Source organism: Micromonospora sp. U21 (assembly GCF_018070045.1).
GTDB lineage: Bacteria > Actinomycetota > Actinomycetes > Mycobacteriales > Micromonosporaceae > Micromonospora.
Genome location: NZ_JAGPYK010000016.1, coordinates 111,555 through 128,258 on the forward strand (window position 1 = coordinate 111,555; position 16,704 = coordinate 128,258).

A 16,704-nucleotide genomic window follows, 5' to 3' on the forward strand; every position below is an offset into this window, starting at 1 on the left:
CCGGCGCGGTCAGCGCTGAATGGACTTGATCTCCAGGAACTCCTCCAGGCCGAAGCGGCCGAACTCGCGGCCGTTGCCGGACTGCTTGTAGCCGCCGAAGGGGGCGAGCGGGTTCCAGTGACCGGCGTTCACGTCGACCTGGCCCACCCGCAGCCGCTTCGCGACCGCGAGGGCGTGCTCCGGTTCGCCGAAGACCCCGCTGGTCAGGCCGTACAGCGTACCGTTGGCGATGGCCACGGCCTCGTCCTCGTCGGCGTACGGGATGATCGTGAGCACCGGGCCGAAGACCTCCTCCTGGGCGATCGCGGAGGTCGGGGCGACGTCGGCGAAGATCGTCGGCTGCACATAGGCGCCCTTTGCCAGGCCCTCGGGTCGGCCCGGGCCACCGAACACGAGCCGGGCGCCGTCGGCGACGCCCCGCTCGATGTACCCGACGACCTTCTGCCGGTGGGCCTCCGAGGCCATCGGACCGATTCGGGTCGCCTCGTCGGTGGGGTCGCCGACGGCGAACTGCCTCGCCGCCTCGACGGCCAGCGCCACGATCTCGTCCTGCCGGGAGGCGGGCACCAACATCCGTGGCCACGCGCCACAGACCTGGCCGCCGTTGGCGAAAGACATCAGCACGCCGGTGGTGACCGCCTTCGGCAGGTCGGCGTCGTCGAGGATGATGTTCGCGCCCTTGCCGCCCAGCTCCAGCGCGACCCGCTTGACGGTCGCCGCCGCCACCGCCCCGATCCGCCGCCCGGCCCGGGTGGAGCCGGTGAAGGAGATCATGTCGATGTCCGGGTGGGCGGAGATGGCCTCGCCGACGACCGCGCCGGTGCCGTACACCACGTTGAACACTCCCGCCGGTACGCCAGCCTCGGCGGCGACCTCGGCGAGGATCCGCGCGGTCAGCGGGGCGTTCTCGGACGGCTTGAAGACCATCGTGTTGCCGGCGAGCAGCGCCGGCGCCAGCTTGGAAACGATCTGCTGCAATGGAAAGTTCCACGGCGTGATCGCACCGACCACGCCGATCGGCTCACGGACGATCAGCGAGTTGCCGACCTCCTCGGTCCAGGCGAAGTCGTCGGCGAGGCCGGCGACGGATTCGAGCACGGCGGCCGGGAAACCGACCTGGGCGGTACGGGACATGCCGATGGGGGAGCCCATCTCGGCGGTGATCGCCCCGGCGATCTCCTCCTGCCTGGCGGCGAGGCCGGCGCCGAGTCGGCGCAGCACGTCCGCCCGGTGCTGCGGGGTGGTCGCCGCCCAGGCCGGGAAGGCGGCCCGGGCGACGGCGACGGCCCGGTCGACGTCGGCGGCGGTGCCGGCCGGTGTCTCGGCGACGATGTCGCCGGTCGCCGGGTTCACGACGGGAAGGGTGCCGGCCGAGCCGGCGACGATCCCGCCACCGATCCAGTGGCCGGTGACGGTGTAGGTGGAAGGTGTCATGCACCGACCGTGGCACCGGAGCCGAGCCCCAACCAGGTGCGGTCTATCCAGGGTTTCGCGATCCCTGGCTGCGGCCGGGGCCGGTCAGAGCGCGAGGACGACGCGGCCGGCCGCGGTGCCGTTGTCCTGTCGGGACCAGGCGTCGGCGACCGAGGCGAACGGCACGATCTCGTGGTCGACGGTGAGCCGGCCGGCGGCCGCGTGCCCGGCCACCACGGCCAGCGACGCAGCCCGCTGCTCGGTCGACAACCCGTTGTTGGTGTAGCCGATCATCCGCAACGAGCCGCTGCGCAACACGGCGGACTCGATCGGCGCAGTCGCTCCCGCGGCGCTGCCCAGGTTGACCAGGCGGCCACCGGGGCGCAGCACCCGTAGCGCCGCCGCGGCCGGGACGCCGAAGACCGGATCGAGAACGAGGTCGACCGGACCGTCGGCGGCGTCGCGCAGCCTGTCGGCCATCGACGCGACGTCGTCATCCGGGAGCAGCGGGACGGCGACCGCGGCACCGAGCTCCTCGGCGCGGGCCCGCGCCGAGGCGGAGCGGGCCACGGCGATCACGCGCCGCGCCCCGCCGAGCAGGGCCAGCTGGACGGCCGCCTGGCCGACCACGCCGCCGGCGCCCAGCACGATGACCTGCTCACCGGCCACCAGCTCGCCGGAGCGGGTCAGGGCCGCGTGCGCGGCGACCGCGGAGAGGCCCAGAGCGGCGAGCAGGGTCAGCGGTACGTCGGGCGGCAGCGTCACCACGTCGGCGGTGGGCACCGCGACCGTGGTCGCCATGCTGCCGTCGACCCCCGGCCGCATGCCGGCCGAGGTGCCGAACCAGACGGGGGTGCCGTCGGCGAGCCGGCCGACGCCCTGCACGCCCGGCACGTACGGTGTCGCCGGCGTGCCGAAGTAGCTGGTGCCGGTGGCGCACAGCACGTCGAGCGGGGTGATCGGCACCGCCTCGACGGTGATCGCCACCTCGCCGCCGGCCGGCACCGGGGCCGGCCGCTCGGCAATGGCCGGCGGAGTGCCGCAGGCGGTGAGCAGGGCCGCGCGGATCACGTCGCGATGTCCGGGTAGGGCATCGCGAAGTGCGCCAGCCGTGCGCCGTAGGACTTCTGGTACTCCAGCGGCTCGGTGTTGTCCCGCTCGAAGAGGGCGATGAAGAGGGTCAGCGTCAGGAACGGGTGCGCGCCCAGCTCGAACAGCTTCACGTGGTCGTGGGTGGCAAGCGCCTCCCGCTCCACCTCGTCGAAGCGCAGCCAGGTGCTCGCCTCACCGCCGTGGCAGTTCAGCACCGTGTTGGCGCACTCGGCCTCCCACCAGGCGACCAGCTCGCGCGGCTCGCTGCGGTAGCGCTCGACCAGCTCGGGGTCCCGGTCGACCATGAAGAGGAACTTGTTCAGCAGGTATTTGCTCATGCCGCCGGCGCTCCATTCGGGTACCAGGTGAAGTACGCCTCCATGGTGTGGAACAGGTCGAGGGTGTCGACGTAGTCGGCCTTCACGCCGGCCCCGGCCACGCCCATCATGAGCATGAAGTCCATGAAGCCGTGGGTGGCGTTGCCGGGCGAGTGCAGGCTGTCCAGGGTGACCTCGCGCAGGCACCCGTCGAGGTCGCCGTTGGCGATCCACTCGACGGCCCGTTGGTCGAACTCAGGATCCGGGCCGTGCGGGCCGAACTGACGGGGACCACCCAGTTCCAGCGAGAGATGACCGGTGCCGATGACGGCCACCCGCAGGTGCGACGGCCACGACTCGACGATCTCCCGGATCGCCGCGCCGAGCTGGACGAAGCGTTTCGGCTGTGGCAGGGGCGGCGCGAAGATGTTCGTGTAGATCGGCACGATCGGCAGGTCCGCCTCGGGCCGAAGCGTGATGATCGGGCAGGTGATGCTGTGGTCGATCCGCAGCTCGTTGCTGAACGCGAGGTCGAAGCCGGCGTCGAGACCGGCCCGCAGGATGTGCCCAGACAGGTCCTCCTGGCCCTTGAGCAGCATGCGGGGCAGGCCGAACTCGCGCTCCTCGTTGTACCAGTTGGCGTCGTAGTGGGGCGCCTTGCCGACCAGGAACTGCGGCATGTTGTCCAGCCAGAGCTGGTGGAAGTGGTCGGAGCCGACCATCACCAGCACGTCGGGCCTGGCCCGGGTCAACGTCTCGCGGAAGGCCAGGATCTTGCTGGTCCACTCGTCGGCGAACGGTGGCCGGTCCTCGCCCGTGGCCGTGCTGGCCCGGTAGTAGAAGGGGTGGTGGGTGGAGGCGATGACCGCGACGACGGTGGCCATTCCGCTCCTTTCGCTGCAGCAGAGGGGTCAGGGTTCGTAGACGGCGTTGCGGTCGACGGTGCGGTAGATGTCCATGCCGAGCGGTCGGCGCCGCTCCTCGGCGAGGTGCCCGAGCAGCCCGGCCGCGCGGGCCAGCAGGGCGAAACCGCGCAGCATCTCGACGGGGAGCCCGAGGTCGGCGAGCGCCGCGCCGCAGACCCCGGCGCCGTTGAGCGGCAGGGTCCGGCCGAGCACCTGCGGGTGCACCCGTCCGATGGCCTCGAACAGTCGCAGGTGCGGGCCGTGCAGACCCTCCTCGGTGGCGATCCGGATCAGGACGGGGGTGCGGGGGTCCTGTTCCTTGTGCACGGGGTGGCCGAGCCCGGGGACCAGCCGGCGCTCCTGCCTGGCCCGGGTGACAGCCTCGAGCGCCACGGCGTCGTAGTCGGTCACCTCGCCGGCCTGTGCGAGTGTGTCGGCGAGGAAGCGTCCACAGTCCTCGGTGACGCCGAGGAAGCGGGAGCCGCCACCGAGCAGGCCGGCGGCGAGCGCGCCCTGTAGCGACTCCGGCGCGGACAGGTAGGTGAGTCGTGCGGCGATCGCCGTGGGGGTGAAGCCGTGGTCGGCGAGTGCCACCAGCACCGCCTCGAAGACCCGTACCTCACCCGGGGTGGGACGGCGGCCGGCGACCAGCCAGTACGCCAGCTCGCCGAAGCCCACCGTGCCCATCAGGTCGGCGGCCAGGTCCTGCCCGAGCAGCGAGATGGTGGTCGGGTCGGAGGTGCCGATCCCGGTGGGGAAGCTCAGCTCTTCAGCCACGCGCGGATCTCCTCGCCGTGTTCGTCGAGCCCGGGCGGCGGCAGCTCGTACCGGGCGGGGGTGTCGGAGAAGGTGATGGGGTTGCGGACCCCCGGCACGTCGCCGACGGCGACCACCGGGTCGAGCCCCAGCTCCTCGGCGAGTGCCACGCCGCCGTCGATGGTGTTGATCGGTGCGCACGGTACGCCCGCGGCGAGCAGGTCACGGAACCACTCGTCCTTGGTCCGCTTGGCGAGCCGTTCGACGAGCAGGGGCCGCAGCTGCTCGCGGTTGGCGGTGCGGTCCTGGTTGCGCCCGAAGCGTGGGTCGTCAGGCAGGTCGGGCAGGTCGAGCACCTGACAGAGCTTGCGGAACTGCCCGTCGTTGCCGGCGATGACGATCAGCTCGCCGTCGGCGGTGGGCAGCGGCTCGTACGGGAAGAGGCTGGGGTGCGCGTTGCCCATCCGGAACGGAACGGTGCCACCGGCGACGTAGCCGCTGGAGTGGTTGACCAGGCCGGACAGCGCCGAGCCGAGCAGGTTGACCTCGACGTGCTGCCCCTTCCCGGTCGCGCCCCGGTGGTGCAGCGCGGCGAGGATGCCGATACTCGCGTGCAGCCCGGCCATCACGTCGAACACGGAGATGCCGGCCCGGTACGGCGGGCCGTCCGGGTCGCCGGTGAGACTCATCAGGCCGGAGATCGCCTGCACCATCAGGTCGTAGCCGGGGAAGTCCGCTCCGGCGCCGGTGCCGAAACCGCTGATGCTCGCGTACACGACCTTCTCGTTGCCGGCGGTGACGGTGTCGTAGTCCAGGCCGAAGCGGGCGAGGCCGCCGGGCCGGAAGTTCTCGATCATCACGTCGGCCCGGCGGGCGAGTTCCTGCGCGGCCGCCAGGTCGTCCGGCTTCTTGAGGTCGAGGGCGACCGACCGCTTGTTGCGGTTGATGCCGAGGTAGTACGTCGAGACGCCGTCGCGGGTGGGCGGCATCCAGGTGCGGGTGTCGTCGCCACCGGGGCTCTCCACCTTGATCACCTGGGCGCCCAGGTCTGCCAGGAGCATCGTGGCGTACGGCCCGGCGAGGATCCGGGAGAAGTCCGCGACGAGCAGGCCGGCCAGTGGCCCCGTCGATTGCTGCACCATGTTTCCGCCCGTTCTGCGGACACCTGTCCGCCGAAACAGCTTGCGTCACCGGCCGGGACCTGTCAACGGCCACTTCCTTGTGCCGAAACACGTCCTTGACACGACTCGTGACCGGGACCACACTGGCGCCACTCGGGCTGACCGCAGAGCGGACAGTGGTCCGGATCCCTCGTACCCGGAAAGGAAGGGGTGGCGATGAGCGCAACCTCCCGGCCGGTGATCTTCCGCAACGGCCTGGTTCTCACCATGGACGACGCACACACGGTGCTGCCCGGCGCCGACGTGCTGGTCATCGGCGACCGGATCGCGGAGGTCGGCGTCGGCCTCACCGCCCCCGACGACGCCCTGGAGATCGACGCCGCCGGCGGCATCGTCATGCCGGGAATGGTCGACACCCACCGGCACATGTGGCAGACCGCCATGCGGGGGTACGGCGCCGACTGGACCCTGACGCAGTACTTCGTCTGGTACTACCTGGAATCCGGCAGGCTGTTCCGGCCCGAGGACGTGTACGCCGGCAACCTGCTCGCCGCGATCGAGGCGGTCGACGCGGGCGTCACCACCACCGTCGACTGGTCGCACGGCCTCCAGACGCCCGACCACGCCGACGCGGCCGTCGACGCCCTCGAGGCGGTCGACGGACGGTTCGTGCTCGCCTACGGCAACATCCAGCAGGGCCCGTGGGAGTGGGCCACCTCGCCGGAGTTCCGTGACTTCCACCGCCGCCGCGTCGACGGTGGCAAGCTGGCCGGCTTCCAGATGGCGTTCGACGTCACCGGCGATCCCGCCTTCCCGGAGCGGGCCGCCTTCGAGGTGGCCCGGGAACTGGGCGTCGCGGTGACCACCCACGCCGGCGTGTGGGGCGCCACCAACGACGACGGCATCCGGCTGATGCACGAGCACGGCTTCATGAGCCCCTCAACCGTCTACGTGCACGCCGCGACGCTCACCCATGACTCGTACAACAGGATCGCCGCCACCGGCGGCTCGGTCTCCGTCTCGACGGAGAGTGAGCAGAGCGCCGGGCAGGGCTATCCGCCCACCTGGCAGCTGCGCCACCACGACATCCCGGTGTCGCTCTCCATGGACACCAGCGTCTGGTGGAGCGGCGATCTCTTCTCGGCGATGCGGAGCACCCTCGGCGCCGACCGCTCCCGCGAGCACCTGGAGGCGCACGCCAAGCAGGACACCATCACCCACTGTCACCTGCGCGCCGAGCAGGTCGTCGAGTGGGCCACCCGGGGCGGTGCCCGCGCCCTCGGCATGGACTCCACGATCGGCGCCCTCACCCCCGGCCGGCAGGCCGACATCGTCCTGATCAAGAACGACGCCTCGCCGGTGATGTTCCCGATCCTCAACCCAAACGGTCACGTCGTCTTCCAGGCCCAGCGCGGCGACGTGCACACCGTGCTGGTGGGCGGCCGGATCGTCAAGCGGGACGGCCGCCTGGTCGACGTCGACCTCGCCGCCGCCCGGGCCGGGGTGGCGGCCACGATCGACCACCTCCGCGAGACCATGGGGGAGGAGGCGTGGCAGCGGGGCATGAACCCGGACGTCCCCGAGACCGCGATCCTGGAGAACCCGTACCAGTACACCGAGTGGGACGCCGGCTCCGCGCAATGGAAGCATTAGGACATGAGTGACAACGGAAGGGGCGCCGGGCCCGACTTCATCGAGGCTCTCGCCCGTGGTCTCGACGTCCTGCGCTCCTTCCGTCCGGCCTGCCCGTCGATGACGCTCAGTGAGATCGCCGCCGCCACCGGCCTGGCCCGGCCCACGGTCCGGCGCATCCTCATCACCCTCGAGTCGCTGGGCTACGTCCGCGCGGTCGGCCGTGGCCACACCCTCACCCCGCGCGTCCTGGAACTGGGGATGGCGTACGTCAACGCGCTGAACATGTGGGACGTGGCCCGCCCGCACATGGAGAAGCTCGTCGCGCAGACCAACGAGTCGACCTCGATGGCGCAGCTCGACGGCAGTGACATCGTCTACGTCGCCCGCGTCGCCGTACCGAAGATCGTCACGCTCGCCGTGACCATCGGCACCCGCTTCCCGGCCCCCGCGACGTCGATGGGCAAGGTGCTGCTCGCGGGGCTGCCCCCGGAGGCACTGGCCGCCGTGCTCGCCGAGCCGACCCGCTCCGGGATCACGCCCCGCTGGCAGCCCTCGCCCGGCGAGTTGGACGCCGTGTTGCGCGAGGTGCGCGCGAAGGGTTGGGCGCTCGCCGACCAGGACCTCGCTCCGGGGATCCGGTCCGTCGCCACCGGCGTCCGCGATGGAGACGGCCGGGTCATCGCCGCGATCAACGTGACCGTGCACGCCGCCGAGACGTCGCTGGAGACGCTGCTCGACGACCATTTGCCCCTGCTGCTACGCGCCGCCGCCGACATCGGGCACGACTGGGCGCTGACGGCCGCGGTGCCGGTGACCACCGCCTGAGGGTCAACCTCGCCGGCCGGGTGCGCTGAGCCGCGGCTCGCGGCGCGCAGCTCGCTCGCGGCTCGCGGCTCTGCGTCCTCCTCCTCCGCGTGCGGCCGCCGGGCCCCGGCCCTCTCTCTGTGCGCCCTCTGCTCTGCTTACGCCCGCGCAACAGTGCGGGCCCCTCGGTGTTGCGTCAGGTCAAGCAGAGCAAAGGGCACGATCGGGGGTCAGCCCCCGGCACGTAACTCGCCGCGCCTCCACGTGGGAACCGCCCTTGGCGACTGCGTCGACGGTGGCTCGGTCGGCCCATCGCTGACCGACACCCCGACGACCGGTTGTAATCGGAGGGCCGTTCGGACGCGCGGCCGGGCGGTCACGAAATCCGGCGGCGAATCGTCACAACCGGCGGATAGTCTGCCTGCGCGCGTCGTCGCTTCGGTACGCCGCGCCCCGCGACTGGTCGGCGCGGCACCGCCGCCACCGCCCACCAGACGCCGGCTCAACCGACTTCAGGAGCGTTTGTGACACAGCAATCTGTCGCGACATCGGACAAACTCGACGCCGCGGTGCTCAAGGTGGCAGGCGTCGTCGTCCTCGGCGCGATCATGTCGATCCTCGACGTGACGGTGGTCAGCGTCGCGCTGCCGACGTTCCAGAGCGAGTTCGACGCGTCGTACGCCCGCGTCGCGTGGACGATGACGGCCTACACCCTCGCCCTGGCCACGGTGATCCCGCTGAGCGGGTGGGCGGCCGACCGGTTCGGCACCAAACGCCTCTACATGGTGGCGTTGGCCCTGTTCACCATCGGGTCCGGGCTCTGCGCCACCGCCGACACGATCGGCGAGCTGATCGGCTACCGCGTTCTGCAGGGCCTCGGCGGCGGCATGCTCATGCCGCTGGGCATGACCATCATGACCCGGGCCGCCGGGCCGCACCGGATCGGTCGGTTGATGGCGGTCCTCGGCATCCCGATGCTGCTCGGGCCGATCGGCGGCCCGATCCTCGGTGGCTGGCTGATCGACACCGCGAGCTGGCACTGGATCTTCCTGATCAACCTGCCGATCGGCGTGATCGCGCTGGTCTACGCGCAGATGGCGCTGCCGAAGGACGCTCCCGAGCCGTCGGAGTCGTTCGACTTCATCGGCATGCTGATGCTCTCACCGGGGCTCGCGCTGTTCCTCTACGGCGTCTCGTCACTGCCGGAGACGGGCACCTTCGCCGAGACCAAGGTGTGGGCGCCCATGCTGGTCGGCGCCGCGCTGGTGGTGGCGTTCGTGCTCTACTCCTTCAAGCCCCGGCACCCGTTGCTCGACCTGCGGCTGTTCACCAACCGCAACCTGACCATCGCCTCGGTGACGCTGTTCGTGTTCATCATCGCGTTCATGGGCGCCGGCCTGCTGTTCCCGAGCTATTTCCTCCAGGTGCGCGGCGAGTCGACGCTGGCCGCCGGTCTGCTGATGGCCCCGCAGGGCATCGGCGCGATGATGACCATGCCGATCGCCGGCATGCTGGCCGACCGGGTGCCGATCGGCCGTACGGTCCCGTTCGCGCTGGCGCTCATCGTCGCCGGGTTCTTCAGCTTCACCCAGGTCGACCCGCAGACCTCGTACTGGCTGCTCGGCGGGTCGTTGTTCGTGATGGGCCTGGGCATGGGCGGCACGATGATGCCGATCATGACGTCGGCGCTGCGGACGCTCCAGGCCCACGACGTGGCGCGCGGCTCCACGCTGGTCAACATCCTCCAGCAGATCGGCGGGTCGATCGGCGCCGCGGTGATGTCGGTGATCCTCACCAACGAGCTGAACGGCTCCCGGCCGATCCCCGGCCTGGTGGACCCGAGCGGCAAGCCGGTCACCGAGGCCGGGCTGGCCATCGCCGCCCAGCAGCGGCCGGAGCTGCTCCAGCAGACGCCGGTGGACCCGTCGCTCATCGAGCGCGGGCTCGACTTCGCCGCCAGGTCGTTCGCCACCACGTTCTGGGTGGCGTTCGCGCTGGTGCTGCTCACGTTCGTTCCGGCCGCCCTGCTGCCGCGTCGGCGGAAGCCGACGCAGCCGCTCGACGACCAGGCCGAGCTGGTCAAGGCGCCCGTCGTCATCCACTGAGCGACCCGCCCGCCGCGCTCGACGCCCCTCGTGGTGCCGAGCGCGGCGGCGCGGCGTTCAGCGAAGGGGGCCGTCCCCGGGCCCGTTCGGGTCCTCGATGATGTGGATCGCAGCCTCCTCGGCGCTGGCGGCGCCTCCATCGATCCCGACGTCCCACGCCACCGACTCGGCCTCCTCGTCCTCGCCGAGACCCTCGTCGTCGGCGACGAGGCGACCCGCCCGCGCCTCGCGCTCGTATCCCCGTCGGGTCAGCTCATCCTCGTCGTCGACGCTCTCGGCGTACGGGTCGGTGTCCGGTTCCTCCTGGGCGAGGTGCTGCTCCAGGGACTCACCCGCCCGCTCCTCGGCGGGCGTGGTGCCGAACCGGTTCGCCGCCGTCCAGTGGTCCTCGGCGATGATGCCGGTGTCGAGTGGGTCGCTGACGCGATCGTCGTCCAGGGTGTCGGAGGCGTCCAGCACCCCGTCGTCCTCGGCCACGTTCCACTCGTCGACGGAATCCATCCGCTCGGCCTGGCTCACGATGGTCTCCTCTTCGTTCACGGCGCAGCGACGGGACCAGCCTATGACCGCCCACCGGCGCCGCACCCCCGAGGCCCCCGGACACGACGGGCGGACCTCGGGGTACGACTCGCGGCGCGGGATCAGCGCTCCAGCAGCTCCATCACGGCGCGGGTGAACTCCGCCGGCTGCTCGATGTGCCCGAAGTGTCCGCTGCGCTCCAGCAGCACGAGACGCGAGTCCTTGAGACCCTCGTGCAGCTGCCCGGGCGCCGATCTCCCGGAGGTACGCGATCAGCTCCGGCGGCTCGTGCACCTCGATGTCGCAGCCGAGGGTCAGCAGGCGCCACGCCAGCCAGTCCAGGGTGTCGGCGTGACCGCGCAACCGGCAGGAGTTGACGTCGATCGGCTCCAGGTCGACCGAGGCGCCACCGAGCGGGCCGGTCATCCGCTGGACCGGTGCGTGCAGGGTCACCACCGCCCGGTAGACCGGCGTCAGTTCGAGCAGCTTCGTAGCCCACCAGATACCAGCGGCGGCCCGCAGACACCAGCTTGTAGGGCTCGACCAGCCGCTCACCGGCCGCGCCGTCGCGCCGCCGGTAGGCGAACCGCAACTGCTCGCGGTTGGTGACGGCGGCGGCCAGCGCGGTCAGCCGCTCGGGGTTGACCGTCGGCCGACCCCAGGTGAGCAGCGGTTCGACAGCAGGCCCAGCAGCCGGGCGGGGGTGTCGGATTTGGCTCACCTGACATACCTAGGTCGTAACGTGGCCGGCATGGCGCCATCCCGCATCGACATCCCGCAATCGGACCTCGACGACCTGCGTGACCGGCTCTCCGGGACCCGGTGGCCCCGTTCGTTGCCCGGCGCCGAGTGGAGCCGCGGGGTGCCGGTGGACTACCTGCGCGACCTGGCCGACCACCAGCCGCTGGCGCACGCGGCGGACATCCGCGCCTTCTTCGGGAGCCTGCGGTGACCCGCCTGAGCTGGGCGCAGGTGTGCGCCCGACGCCTGGAGCGGCACGCGCTCTCGGCGCCGGCGTCGACCGCGGCCGGGTTGGCGCCGGAGGCTGAAGCGGTCGCCGCCGTGGTGTCCGCGATGTGCGGCGCGCATGCCCAGATCGCCTCCGCCGCCGAGCTGTCCGTCGGGCTGCGGGTCCCGGGCGCCATCCGTACCGTGGTGCGCCAGGCACTGTGGACGGACCGCACCCTGGTCAAGACCCGCGGGCCACGCGGCACCGTGCACCTGCTCGCCGCCGCCGACCTGCCGATGTGGACCGGCGCGCTCTCCGAGCTGCCGGTCGCGTCGCACGAGCAGAGCCTGCTGACCCCCGAGCAGACCGAGCGGGTCCTCGCGGCCATCGCCGACGCCCTGGCAGAGGCCGAGCTGACCACCGCCGAGTTGACCGAGCAGGTCGTCGCCCGCACCGGGCCCTGGGCCGGCGATCGGGTCATGGAGGCGTTCCAGGACAAGTGGCCGAGGTGGATCTCCGCGATGGCGGCCGCCACCCGGGGCGGGGTGATCTGCTTCGGCCCGAATCGCGGCCGCTCCACCACCTACACCAGCCCGGCCCGGTGGCTGCCCGGGTTCGCGCCGATGGGCGGTCGGGCCGCGCTGGCCGAACTCGTCCGGCACTACCTGTACGCGTACGGGCCGGCCACCCCGGCGCAGTTCGCCCGGTGGCTGTCGGCACCCGCGACCTGGGCGGCGAAGCTGTTCGAGTCGCTGGACCTGACACCCGTCACGGTGGAGGGCGCGCGGGCGTGGGTGGCGGCCGGCGACACCGACTTCCCGGACGACCAGCCGGCGGGGTTGCGTTTGCTGCCCTACTTCGACGCGTACACGGTCGGCTGCCACCCGCGTGAGTTGCTCTTCCCCGCGGCGGCCGCCGACCGGGCGCTGGCGCGTGGGCAGGCCGGCAACTACCCGGTGCTGCTGGTCGACGGGACGGTCGGCGGGGTGTGGCACCAGCGCCGCTCCGGTCGCACGATCCACGTGACGGTCGAGCCGTTGCGGACGCTCGGCGCCCGTCGACGGCGGGCGTTGGAGGAGCAGGTCGAGCGGGTCGGTCAGATCCTGGAAGGAACAGCGTCGCTGACCATCGGCGCGGTGGATGTCGGTCCACACGCCTGAGCCGGGGCAGGATGAGGCTGTGCACATCGAGCCGGTCGACTCCGCGCCCCAGCGGCTGTTCCCCTGGGCGATGCTGCGGCAGCGCTGGCAGGATCTCACCTTCCTGCACTGGCCCGTCGCACCGGAACTCGTCGCGCCGCTGCTGCCGGCCGGGACCCACCCGGACACCCTCGACGGGGTCAGCCACGTCGGCCTGATCGGCTTCCGGATGGTCGGGCTGGGCCTCGGCCGTGGGCCGGGGGTGCCGTACTTCGGCACCTTCTGGGAAACCAACGTCCGGCTCTACTCGGTGGACGACACCGGCCGGCGGGCGGTGGTGTTCCGGTCGCTCGACGCGTCCCGGCTGGTGCCGGTGCTGGTCGCCCGGGCGACGCTCCGGCTGCCGTACCTGTGGTCGTCGATGCGGTTGGACCGCGACGGTGACCGGCTCACCTACCGGTGCCGGCGGCGCTGGCCCGGCCCGGCCGGTGCGACGAGCCGGATGGTGGTCCGGGTGGGGGAGCGGATCGCCGACCCGACCCCCCTGGAGCATTTCGTCACGGCCCGTTGGGGGCTGCACACCCGGGCGTACGGGCGCACCCTGCACCTGCCGAACTGGCACCCGCGCTGGCCGCTGCACCGCGCCGAGCTGCTGCACCTGGACGACGAACTGGTGGCCGCCGCCGGGCTGCCGGCGCCGATCGGGCCCCCGGTCAGCGTGCTGTATTCCCCCGGTGTCGGGGTGCGGTTCGGCCCGCCGGTCACCGTGCGCCGGCCAGGCTGACCCGCTGGTGCCGGTCCCGCCGGGCCGGTCGCGATGGCACGTCGGGCGTCAGTAGCGGCCACCCTCGGGCGCGGGCAGGGCGTCGAGGTCGGCCAGGTCCTCGGCGCTGAGCCGCACGTCCCCCGCCGCGCAGTTGTCCACCAGGTACTTGGGAGTCTTGGTGCCGGGGATGGGGATGACGTGGCGTCCCTGGGCGGCCACCCAGGCCAGCGCGACCTGTGCGGGGCTGACGCCGGCCCGATCGGCGATCTCCCGGACCCGGCCGACGATGGCGAGGTTGGCGCATAGCGCCTCCTGCTGGAAGCGCGGCAGGCCACGCCGGAAGTCGTCGGTGGGCAGATCGTCGAACGAGGTGAACCGGCCGGCGAGGAAGCCCCGGCCCAGCGGGGAGAACGGCAGGAAGGCGATGCCCTGCTCGGCACAGTACGGCAGCACCTCGGTCAGCGGGTCGCGGGTCCACAGTGACAGCTCGGACTGCACCGACGCCACCGGGTGCACCGCCTGCGCCCGCACGATCTGGGCCACCGTCACCTCGGACAGACCGAGGTGCCGCGCCTTGCCCGCCGCCACGACCTCCGCCATCGCACCCCAGGACTCCTCGATGGGCACGTCGGGATCGACCCGGTGCAGCTGGTAGAGGTCGACGTGGTCGCTGCCGAGCCGGCGCAGGCTGTCGTCGATCGCCGCGCGGATGTGCTCGGGGCGCCCGTTGTTGCCGATGGTCGGCGAGTTGCCGGGGCCGCCGGTCGGGGAGGTGACGACCAGCCCCACCTTGGTCGCCAGGACGGCCCGGTCCCGGTGCCCACCAGCCAGTGCCCGGCCGACCAGCTCCTCGTTGGTGTACGGCCCGTACACGTCCGACGTGTCGATCAGAGTGGCCCCCAGGTCGAGCGCCTCACGGATGACGGAGATCGACGTGTCGTCGTCGCGAGGGCCGGTGATGTCGTATCCGTGGCTCATGCCCATGCACCCGAGGCCGATGACACCGACCTCGGGACCTGCACTGCCCAGCGTGGTGGTTCGCATGCGCCCTACGCTACGGCGGGCTCCAGCCTCCGGCGAGCGCGCGGCGGCGCCCCTGCCGATCGGACGTCACCGGTCGGATACTCGCGGTGATAGCCTTCGATACTGTCGGGGCATGCGCCAGCCTCGTCAGCGAGTCACGGGACGCGGGTCGGGTCCGGCCGAGTGCGCCGGCCGTGTCCGCTGAGACCGTCGCGGTCCTGCGGCTCGCTCCACTGGCCGTCGGGTGGCCGAGTGTGTACCGGTACGTGCGCCGCGAGGTCGACCAGGTCATCGGGGTCTTCGACCGGACGGTGGGGCCGATCGTGGATCGGAGCATCGAGGGAGCCCGCCGACGACGGGAGGTCTCACGAATCCTGCTGAGCACCAGCGTCAAGGTGTGCCTCGCCATGTCCGGGTACGCACAGGCCATCGGCATCGCGTTCCAGGCCGACCGTGCCGTACTGGGTAGTTCCTTCACCCGGGTGTACGACGACCTGTTCGACAATTTCCGCAGCCCACGGCTGGATGAGCGGCTGACGGTCCTGTTCGACGGCGGACCTTTCCGGCCCCGGTCGGACGCGGAGTCGCTGCTGTTGGCGTTGTACCGCACAATCGAGATCGCGCTACGGCGCGAGGATTCCGAGCCGGTGTACGCGGCCCTGCGGCGGATGCACAGATTCCAGATCCAGTCGCGGCAGCAGCGGGGCTCCGAGGTCTCCGGGCCGGACCTGCGCCGGATCACCCGCGGCAAGGGCGGGCTCGGCACGACCGCCCTGTTCGGGCTGCTCCGGCCGGCGCTGGCGCCGGCCGACGAGCGGTTGCTCCTGGAGCTCGGCGACATCCTCCAGGTGCTGGACGACTACCACGACGTGTCCCTGGACCGGGCCACCGGAGTCGTTACCGAGGTGACTCTCGGTACGGTCACTCTCACCGAGACCGCCCGGCGGATCAGGTACCTCCGCCGGGAGTTCGACCGGCAGTACCCCCGGTGCAGCGGTGACCGGCTGTTCGGCATGTTGTTCATGATGCTGGCGGGCGCCCTGCTCCAACATCTGGCTGACCGGCGCCGCCGCCCGCCCGGTGCCCCGTCCCGGCGGCGGTCCGGGGCGGGGCTGACCGGATCCCATCCGGACGATCGCCGACCGCACCGGTTGCTGCTCTGGCCGGCGGGGAACATCCATCCCGCGGCGGGCACCGCGCCGGCACGCGAGTCAGACTGATTGTGCGCATCATGCCAGCTTGCTGGATTCACATTCGGTGGCCGCGCGGTGGCCGGCGGTACAGTGAGCGCGGCGGCGCATGCTCCGCGGTCGCCCGCGCGCTCGGGGCCGACAGGCCGGGCTCACCGCCATGACCAGGTCGCGGCACGGCCGGCGACGGTGCGGGCACGGCGCCGGGGGAGAGGCGGCAGGCGGTGCGGACGACAGAGGTGGTGCTGGTCGAGCCGGGCACTGTCCGGCCGGAGGTGCCGATACCGTTGGCACCACTGGGCGGCCCCGCGCGGCTGTTGCGCCGGCTCGCCGTCGGACCCGGCCGGTCGTCCTTCCAGCGAGCCCGCAATGTCACCCTGGGTTGGCTGGTGGCCGCCGTGCTGGCCGTGATCGTCGACCGTCTGGTCGTCGCCCACGTCCTGGCGATGTGGGCCGCCGTCGCGCTGGTCGTGTACGCGGTCGCACGCGTCGTCGCCCTCGTGGTGGTCGAGCGGCGGCAGTGCGCGTTCGAGTGGCGATGGCTGGACGACCAGTCACGCCTGCTGCGCCGGCATCCCTTCGAGGTGGTCGCGGTGCGGGTACGGGTGACGTCGGCCGGGACCGGGCCCGCCGTCCGCACCCTCGACCTCACCGACGCCGCCGACGTCGGTTGGCTGCTGGACCGGCAGACCGACCCCGGGGTCGACGTCTCGTCCCAGGCGCGGATCGAGTTCGGCTACTGGGCCGTCAATGGCTCCGGTCGGAGCAGCGACAGCGTACGGAGGGGCTTGTGGGATCTCCAGGTGCATCCCGTGGACGCGCCCGTCACCCGTGCACGCATCCGGTTTCCGCAGGCCCGGTATGTGACTGTCGCCGACAGCGGTGGGGCGGGTGGCCAATGGCCCGGCCGCGCCGCGCACTGGTCGCTCGTCGGGCCGGTGCGACTCACCACCGCACGGGCGGCGTAGTC

The 16,704-nt window shown here is 71.9% G+C and carries 16 protein-coding genes and 1 pseudogene; 8 read left to right on the forward strand and 9 right to left on the reverse strand.

Annotated features, from left to right (window positions below; genetic code table 11):
• Positions 1-9: 9 nt before the first annotated feature.
• The 6 genes from KBX63_RS21170 to KBX63_RS21195 all read right to left on the reverse strand — a co-directional run bounded on the left by KBX63_RS21170 (position 10) and on the right by KBX63_RS21195 (position 5,625).
• Positions 10-1,434, reverse strand: a complete 1,425-nt coding sequence (locus KBX63_RS21170; RefSeq protein ID WP_210913265.1) for an aldehyde dehydrogenase family protein — start codon at positions 1,432-1,434, stop codon at positions 10-12.
• A gap of 84 nt (positions 1,435-1,518) precedes the next feature.
• Entirely contained in the window at positions 1,519-2,484 is a 966-nt protein-coding gene (locus tag KBX63_RS21175; protein ID WP_210913267.1) for a zinc-binding alcohol dehydrogenase family protein, read from the reverse strand.
• Positions 2,481-2,843: a hypothetical protein gene (locus KBX63_RS21180; protein WP_210913269.1), complete on the reverse strand. Its 363-nt coding sequence runs from the start codon at positions 2,841-2,843 to the stop codon at positions 2,481-2,483. The genes KBX63_RS21175 and KBX63_RS21180 overlap by 4 nt, the downstream gene beginning before the upstream one ends.
• Complete coding sequence (locus KBX63_RS21185) at positions 2,840-3,706, reverse strand: extradiol ring-cleavage dioxygenase (RefSeq protein ID WP_210913271.1); 867 nt, start codon at positions 3,704-3,706, stop codon at positions 2,840-2,842. The genes KBX63_RS21180 and KBX63_RS21185 overlap by 4 nt, the downstream gene beginning before the upstream one ends.
• A 27-nt stretch (positions 3,707-3,733) precedes the next feature.
• Positions 3,734-4,504 (reverse strand): citryl-CoA lyase, encoded by a 771-nt coding sequence (locus KBX63_RS21190; RefSeq protein ID WP_210913272.1) that lies wholly within the window; start codon positions 4,502-4,504, stop codon positions 3,734-3,736.
• On the reverse strand, positions 4,489-5,625 hold the full coding sequence (locus KBX63_RS21195) for a CaiB/BaiF CoA-transferase family protein (RefSeq protein ID WP_210913273.1): 1,137 nt from the start codon (positions 5,623-5,625) through the stop codon (positions 4,489-4,491). Before KBX63_RS21195 ends, KBX63_RS21190 begins: the two co-directional genes overlap by 16 nt.
• Before the next feature lie 195 nt (positions 5,626-5,820).
• Here KBX63_RS21195 and KBX63_RS21200 point away from each other — a divergent pair, with 195 nt between their 5' ends.
• From KBX63_RS21200 to KBX63_RS21210, 3 genes are all read left to right on the forward strand, one after another.
• Positions 5,821-7,257 (forward strand): amidohydrolase family protein, encoded by a 1,437-nt coding sequence (locus KBX63_RS21200; RefSeq protein ID WP_210913274.1) that lies wholly within the window; start codon positions 5,821-5,823, stop codon positions 7,255-7,257.
• 3 nt (positions 7,258-7,260) lie between these two features.
• Positions 7,261-8,064 carry an IclR family transcriptional regulator C-terminal domain-containing protein gene (locus KBX63_RS21205; protein ID WP_210913275.1) on the forward strand — a complete coding sequence of 268 codons (804 nt, stop codon included), beginning with the start codon at positions 7,261-7,263 and terminating at the stop codon, positions 8,062-8,064.
• A gap of 503 nt (positions 8,065-8,567) precedes the next feature.
• Positions 8,568-10,148 carry a DHA2 family efflux MFS transporter permease subunit gene (locus tag KBX63_RS21210; protein ID WP_210913276.1) on the forward strand — a complete coding sequence of 527 codons (1,581 nt, stop codon included), beginning with the start codon at positions 8,568-8,570 and terminating at the stop codon, positions 10,146-10,148.
• Between the two features lie 57 nt (positions 10,149-10,205).
• Here KBX63_RS21210 and KBX63_RS35345 read toward each other — a convergent pair whose 3' ends face one another.
• A complete protein-coding gene (locus tag KBX63_RS35345) occupies positions 10,206-11,093 on the reverse strand; it encodes a DUF5709 domain-containing protein (protein WP_247662782.1) in 888 nt (295 codons plus the stop codon).
• Between the two features lie 106 nt (positions 11,094-11,199).
• A pseudogene (locus KBX63_RS36465) lies at positions 11,200-11,388 on the reverse strand (transcriptional regulator); the annotation flags it as partial.
• A gap of 30 nt (positions 11,389-11,418) precedes the next feature.
• Between KBX63_RS36465 and KBX63_RS21225 the strand changes: the two are divergent.
• From KBX63_RS21225 to KBX63_RS21235, 3 genes are read left to right on the forward strand one after another with little or no spacing between them, the layout of a single operon-like run.
• Complete coding sequence (locus KBX63_RS21225) at positions 11,419-11,619, forward strand: epoxide hydrolase N-terminal domain-containing protein (protein ID WP_210913279.1); 201 nt, start codon at positions 11,419-11,421, stop codon at positions 11,617-11,619.
• Complete coding sequence (locus tag KBX63_RS21230; RefSeq protein ID WP_307871781.1) at positions 11,616-12,776, forward strand: winged helix DNA-binding domain-containing protein; 1,161 nt, start codon at positions 11,616-11,618, stop codon at positions 12,774-12,776. Before KBX63_RS21225 ends, KBX63_RS21230 begins: the two co-directional genes overlap by 4 nt.
• Before the next feature lie 19 nt (positions 12,777-12,795).
• Complete coding sequence (locus KBX63_RS21235) at positions 12,796-13,539, forward strand: YqjF family protein (RefSeq protein ID WP_210913280.1); 744 nt, start codon at positions 12,796-12,798, stop codon at positions 13,537-13,539.
• A gap of 48 nt (positions 13,540-13,587) precedes the next feature.
• Here the strand turns inward: KBX63_RS21235 and KBX63_RS21240 are convergent, their stop codons facing one another.
• Positions 13,588-14,565: an aldo/keto reductase gene (locus KBX63_RS21240; RefSeq protein ID WP_210913281.1), complete on the reverse strand. Its 978-nt coding sequence runs from the start codon at positions 14,563-14,565 to the stop codon at positions 13,588-13,590.
• Between the two features lie 173 nt (positions 14,566-14,738).
• Between KBX63_RS21240 and KBX63_RS21245 the strand changes: the two genes are divergently transcribed.
• Positions 14,739-15,764, forward strand: coding sequence for a class 1 isoprenoid biosynthesis enzyme (locus KBX63_RS21245; RefSeq protein WP_210913282.1), 1,026 nt, complete (start codon positions 14,739-14,741; stop codon positions 15,762-15,764).
• Positions 15,765-15,958: 194 nt separating this feature from the next.
• Positions 15,959-16,702: a hypothetical protein gene (locus tag KBX63_RS21250; RefSeq protein ID WP_210913283.1), complete on the forward strand. Its 744-nt coding sequence runs from the start codon at positions 15,959-15,961 to the stop codon at positions 16,700-16,702.
• Positions 16,703-16,704: the final 2 nt, after the last annotated feature.

Excerpts from the sequence above, each read along its gene's own strand:
- KBX63_RS21170 (WP_210913265.1), bottom strand. The coding sequence starts at position 1,434 with ATGACACCTTCCACCTACACCGTCACCGGCCACTGGATCGGTGGCGGG.
- KBX63_RS21180 (WP_210913269.1), bottom strand. The coding sequence starts at position 2,843 with ATGAGCAAATACCTGCTGAACAAGTTCCTCTTCATGGTCGACCGGGAC.
- KBX63_RS21185 (WP_210913271.1), bottom strand. The coding sequence starts at position 3,706 with ATGGCCACCGTCGTCGCGGTCATCGCCTCCACCCACCACCCCTTCTAC.
- KBX63_RS21195 (WP_210913273.1), bottom strand. The coding sequence starts at position 5,625 with ATGGTGCAGCAATCGACGGGGCCACTGGCCGGCCTGCTCGTCGCGGAC.
- KBX63_RS21200 (WP_210913274.1), top strand. The coding sequence starts at position 5,821 with ATGAGCGCAACCTCCCGGCCGGTGATCTTCCGCAACGGCCTGGTTCTC.
- KBX63_RS21205 (WP_210913275.1), top strand. The coding sequence starts at position 7,261 with ATGAGTGACAACGGAAGGGGCGCCGGGCCCGACTTCATCGAGGCTCTC.
- KBX63_RS35345 (WP_247662782.1), bottom strand. The coding sequence starts at position 11,093 with ATGACCGGCCCGCTCGGTGGCGCCTCGGTCGACCTGGAGCCGATCGAC.
- KBX63_RS21225 (WP_210913279.1), top strand. The coding sequence starts at position 11,419 with ATGGCGCCATCCCGCATCGACATCCCGCAATCGGACCTCGACGACCTG.
- KBX63_RS21240 (WP_210913281.1), bottom strand. The coding sequence starts at position 14,565 with ATGCGAACCACCACGCTGGGCAGTGCAGGTCCCGAGGTCGGTGTCATC.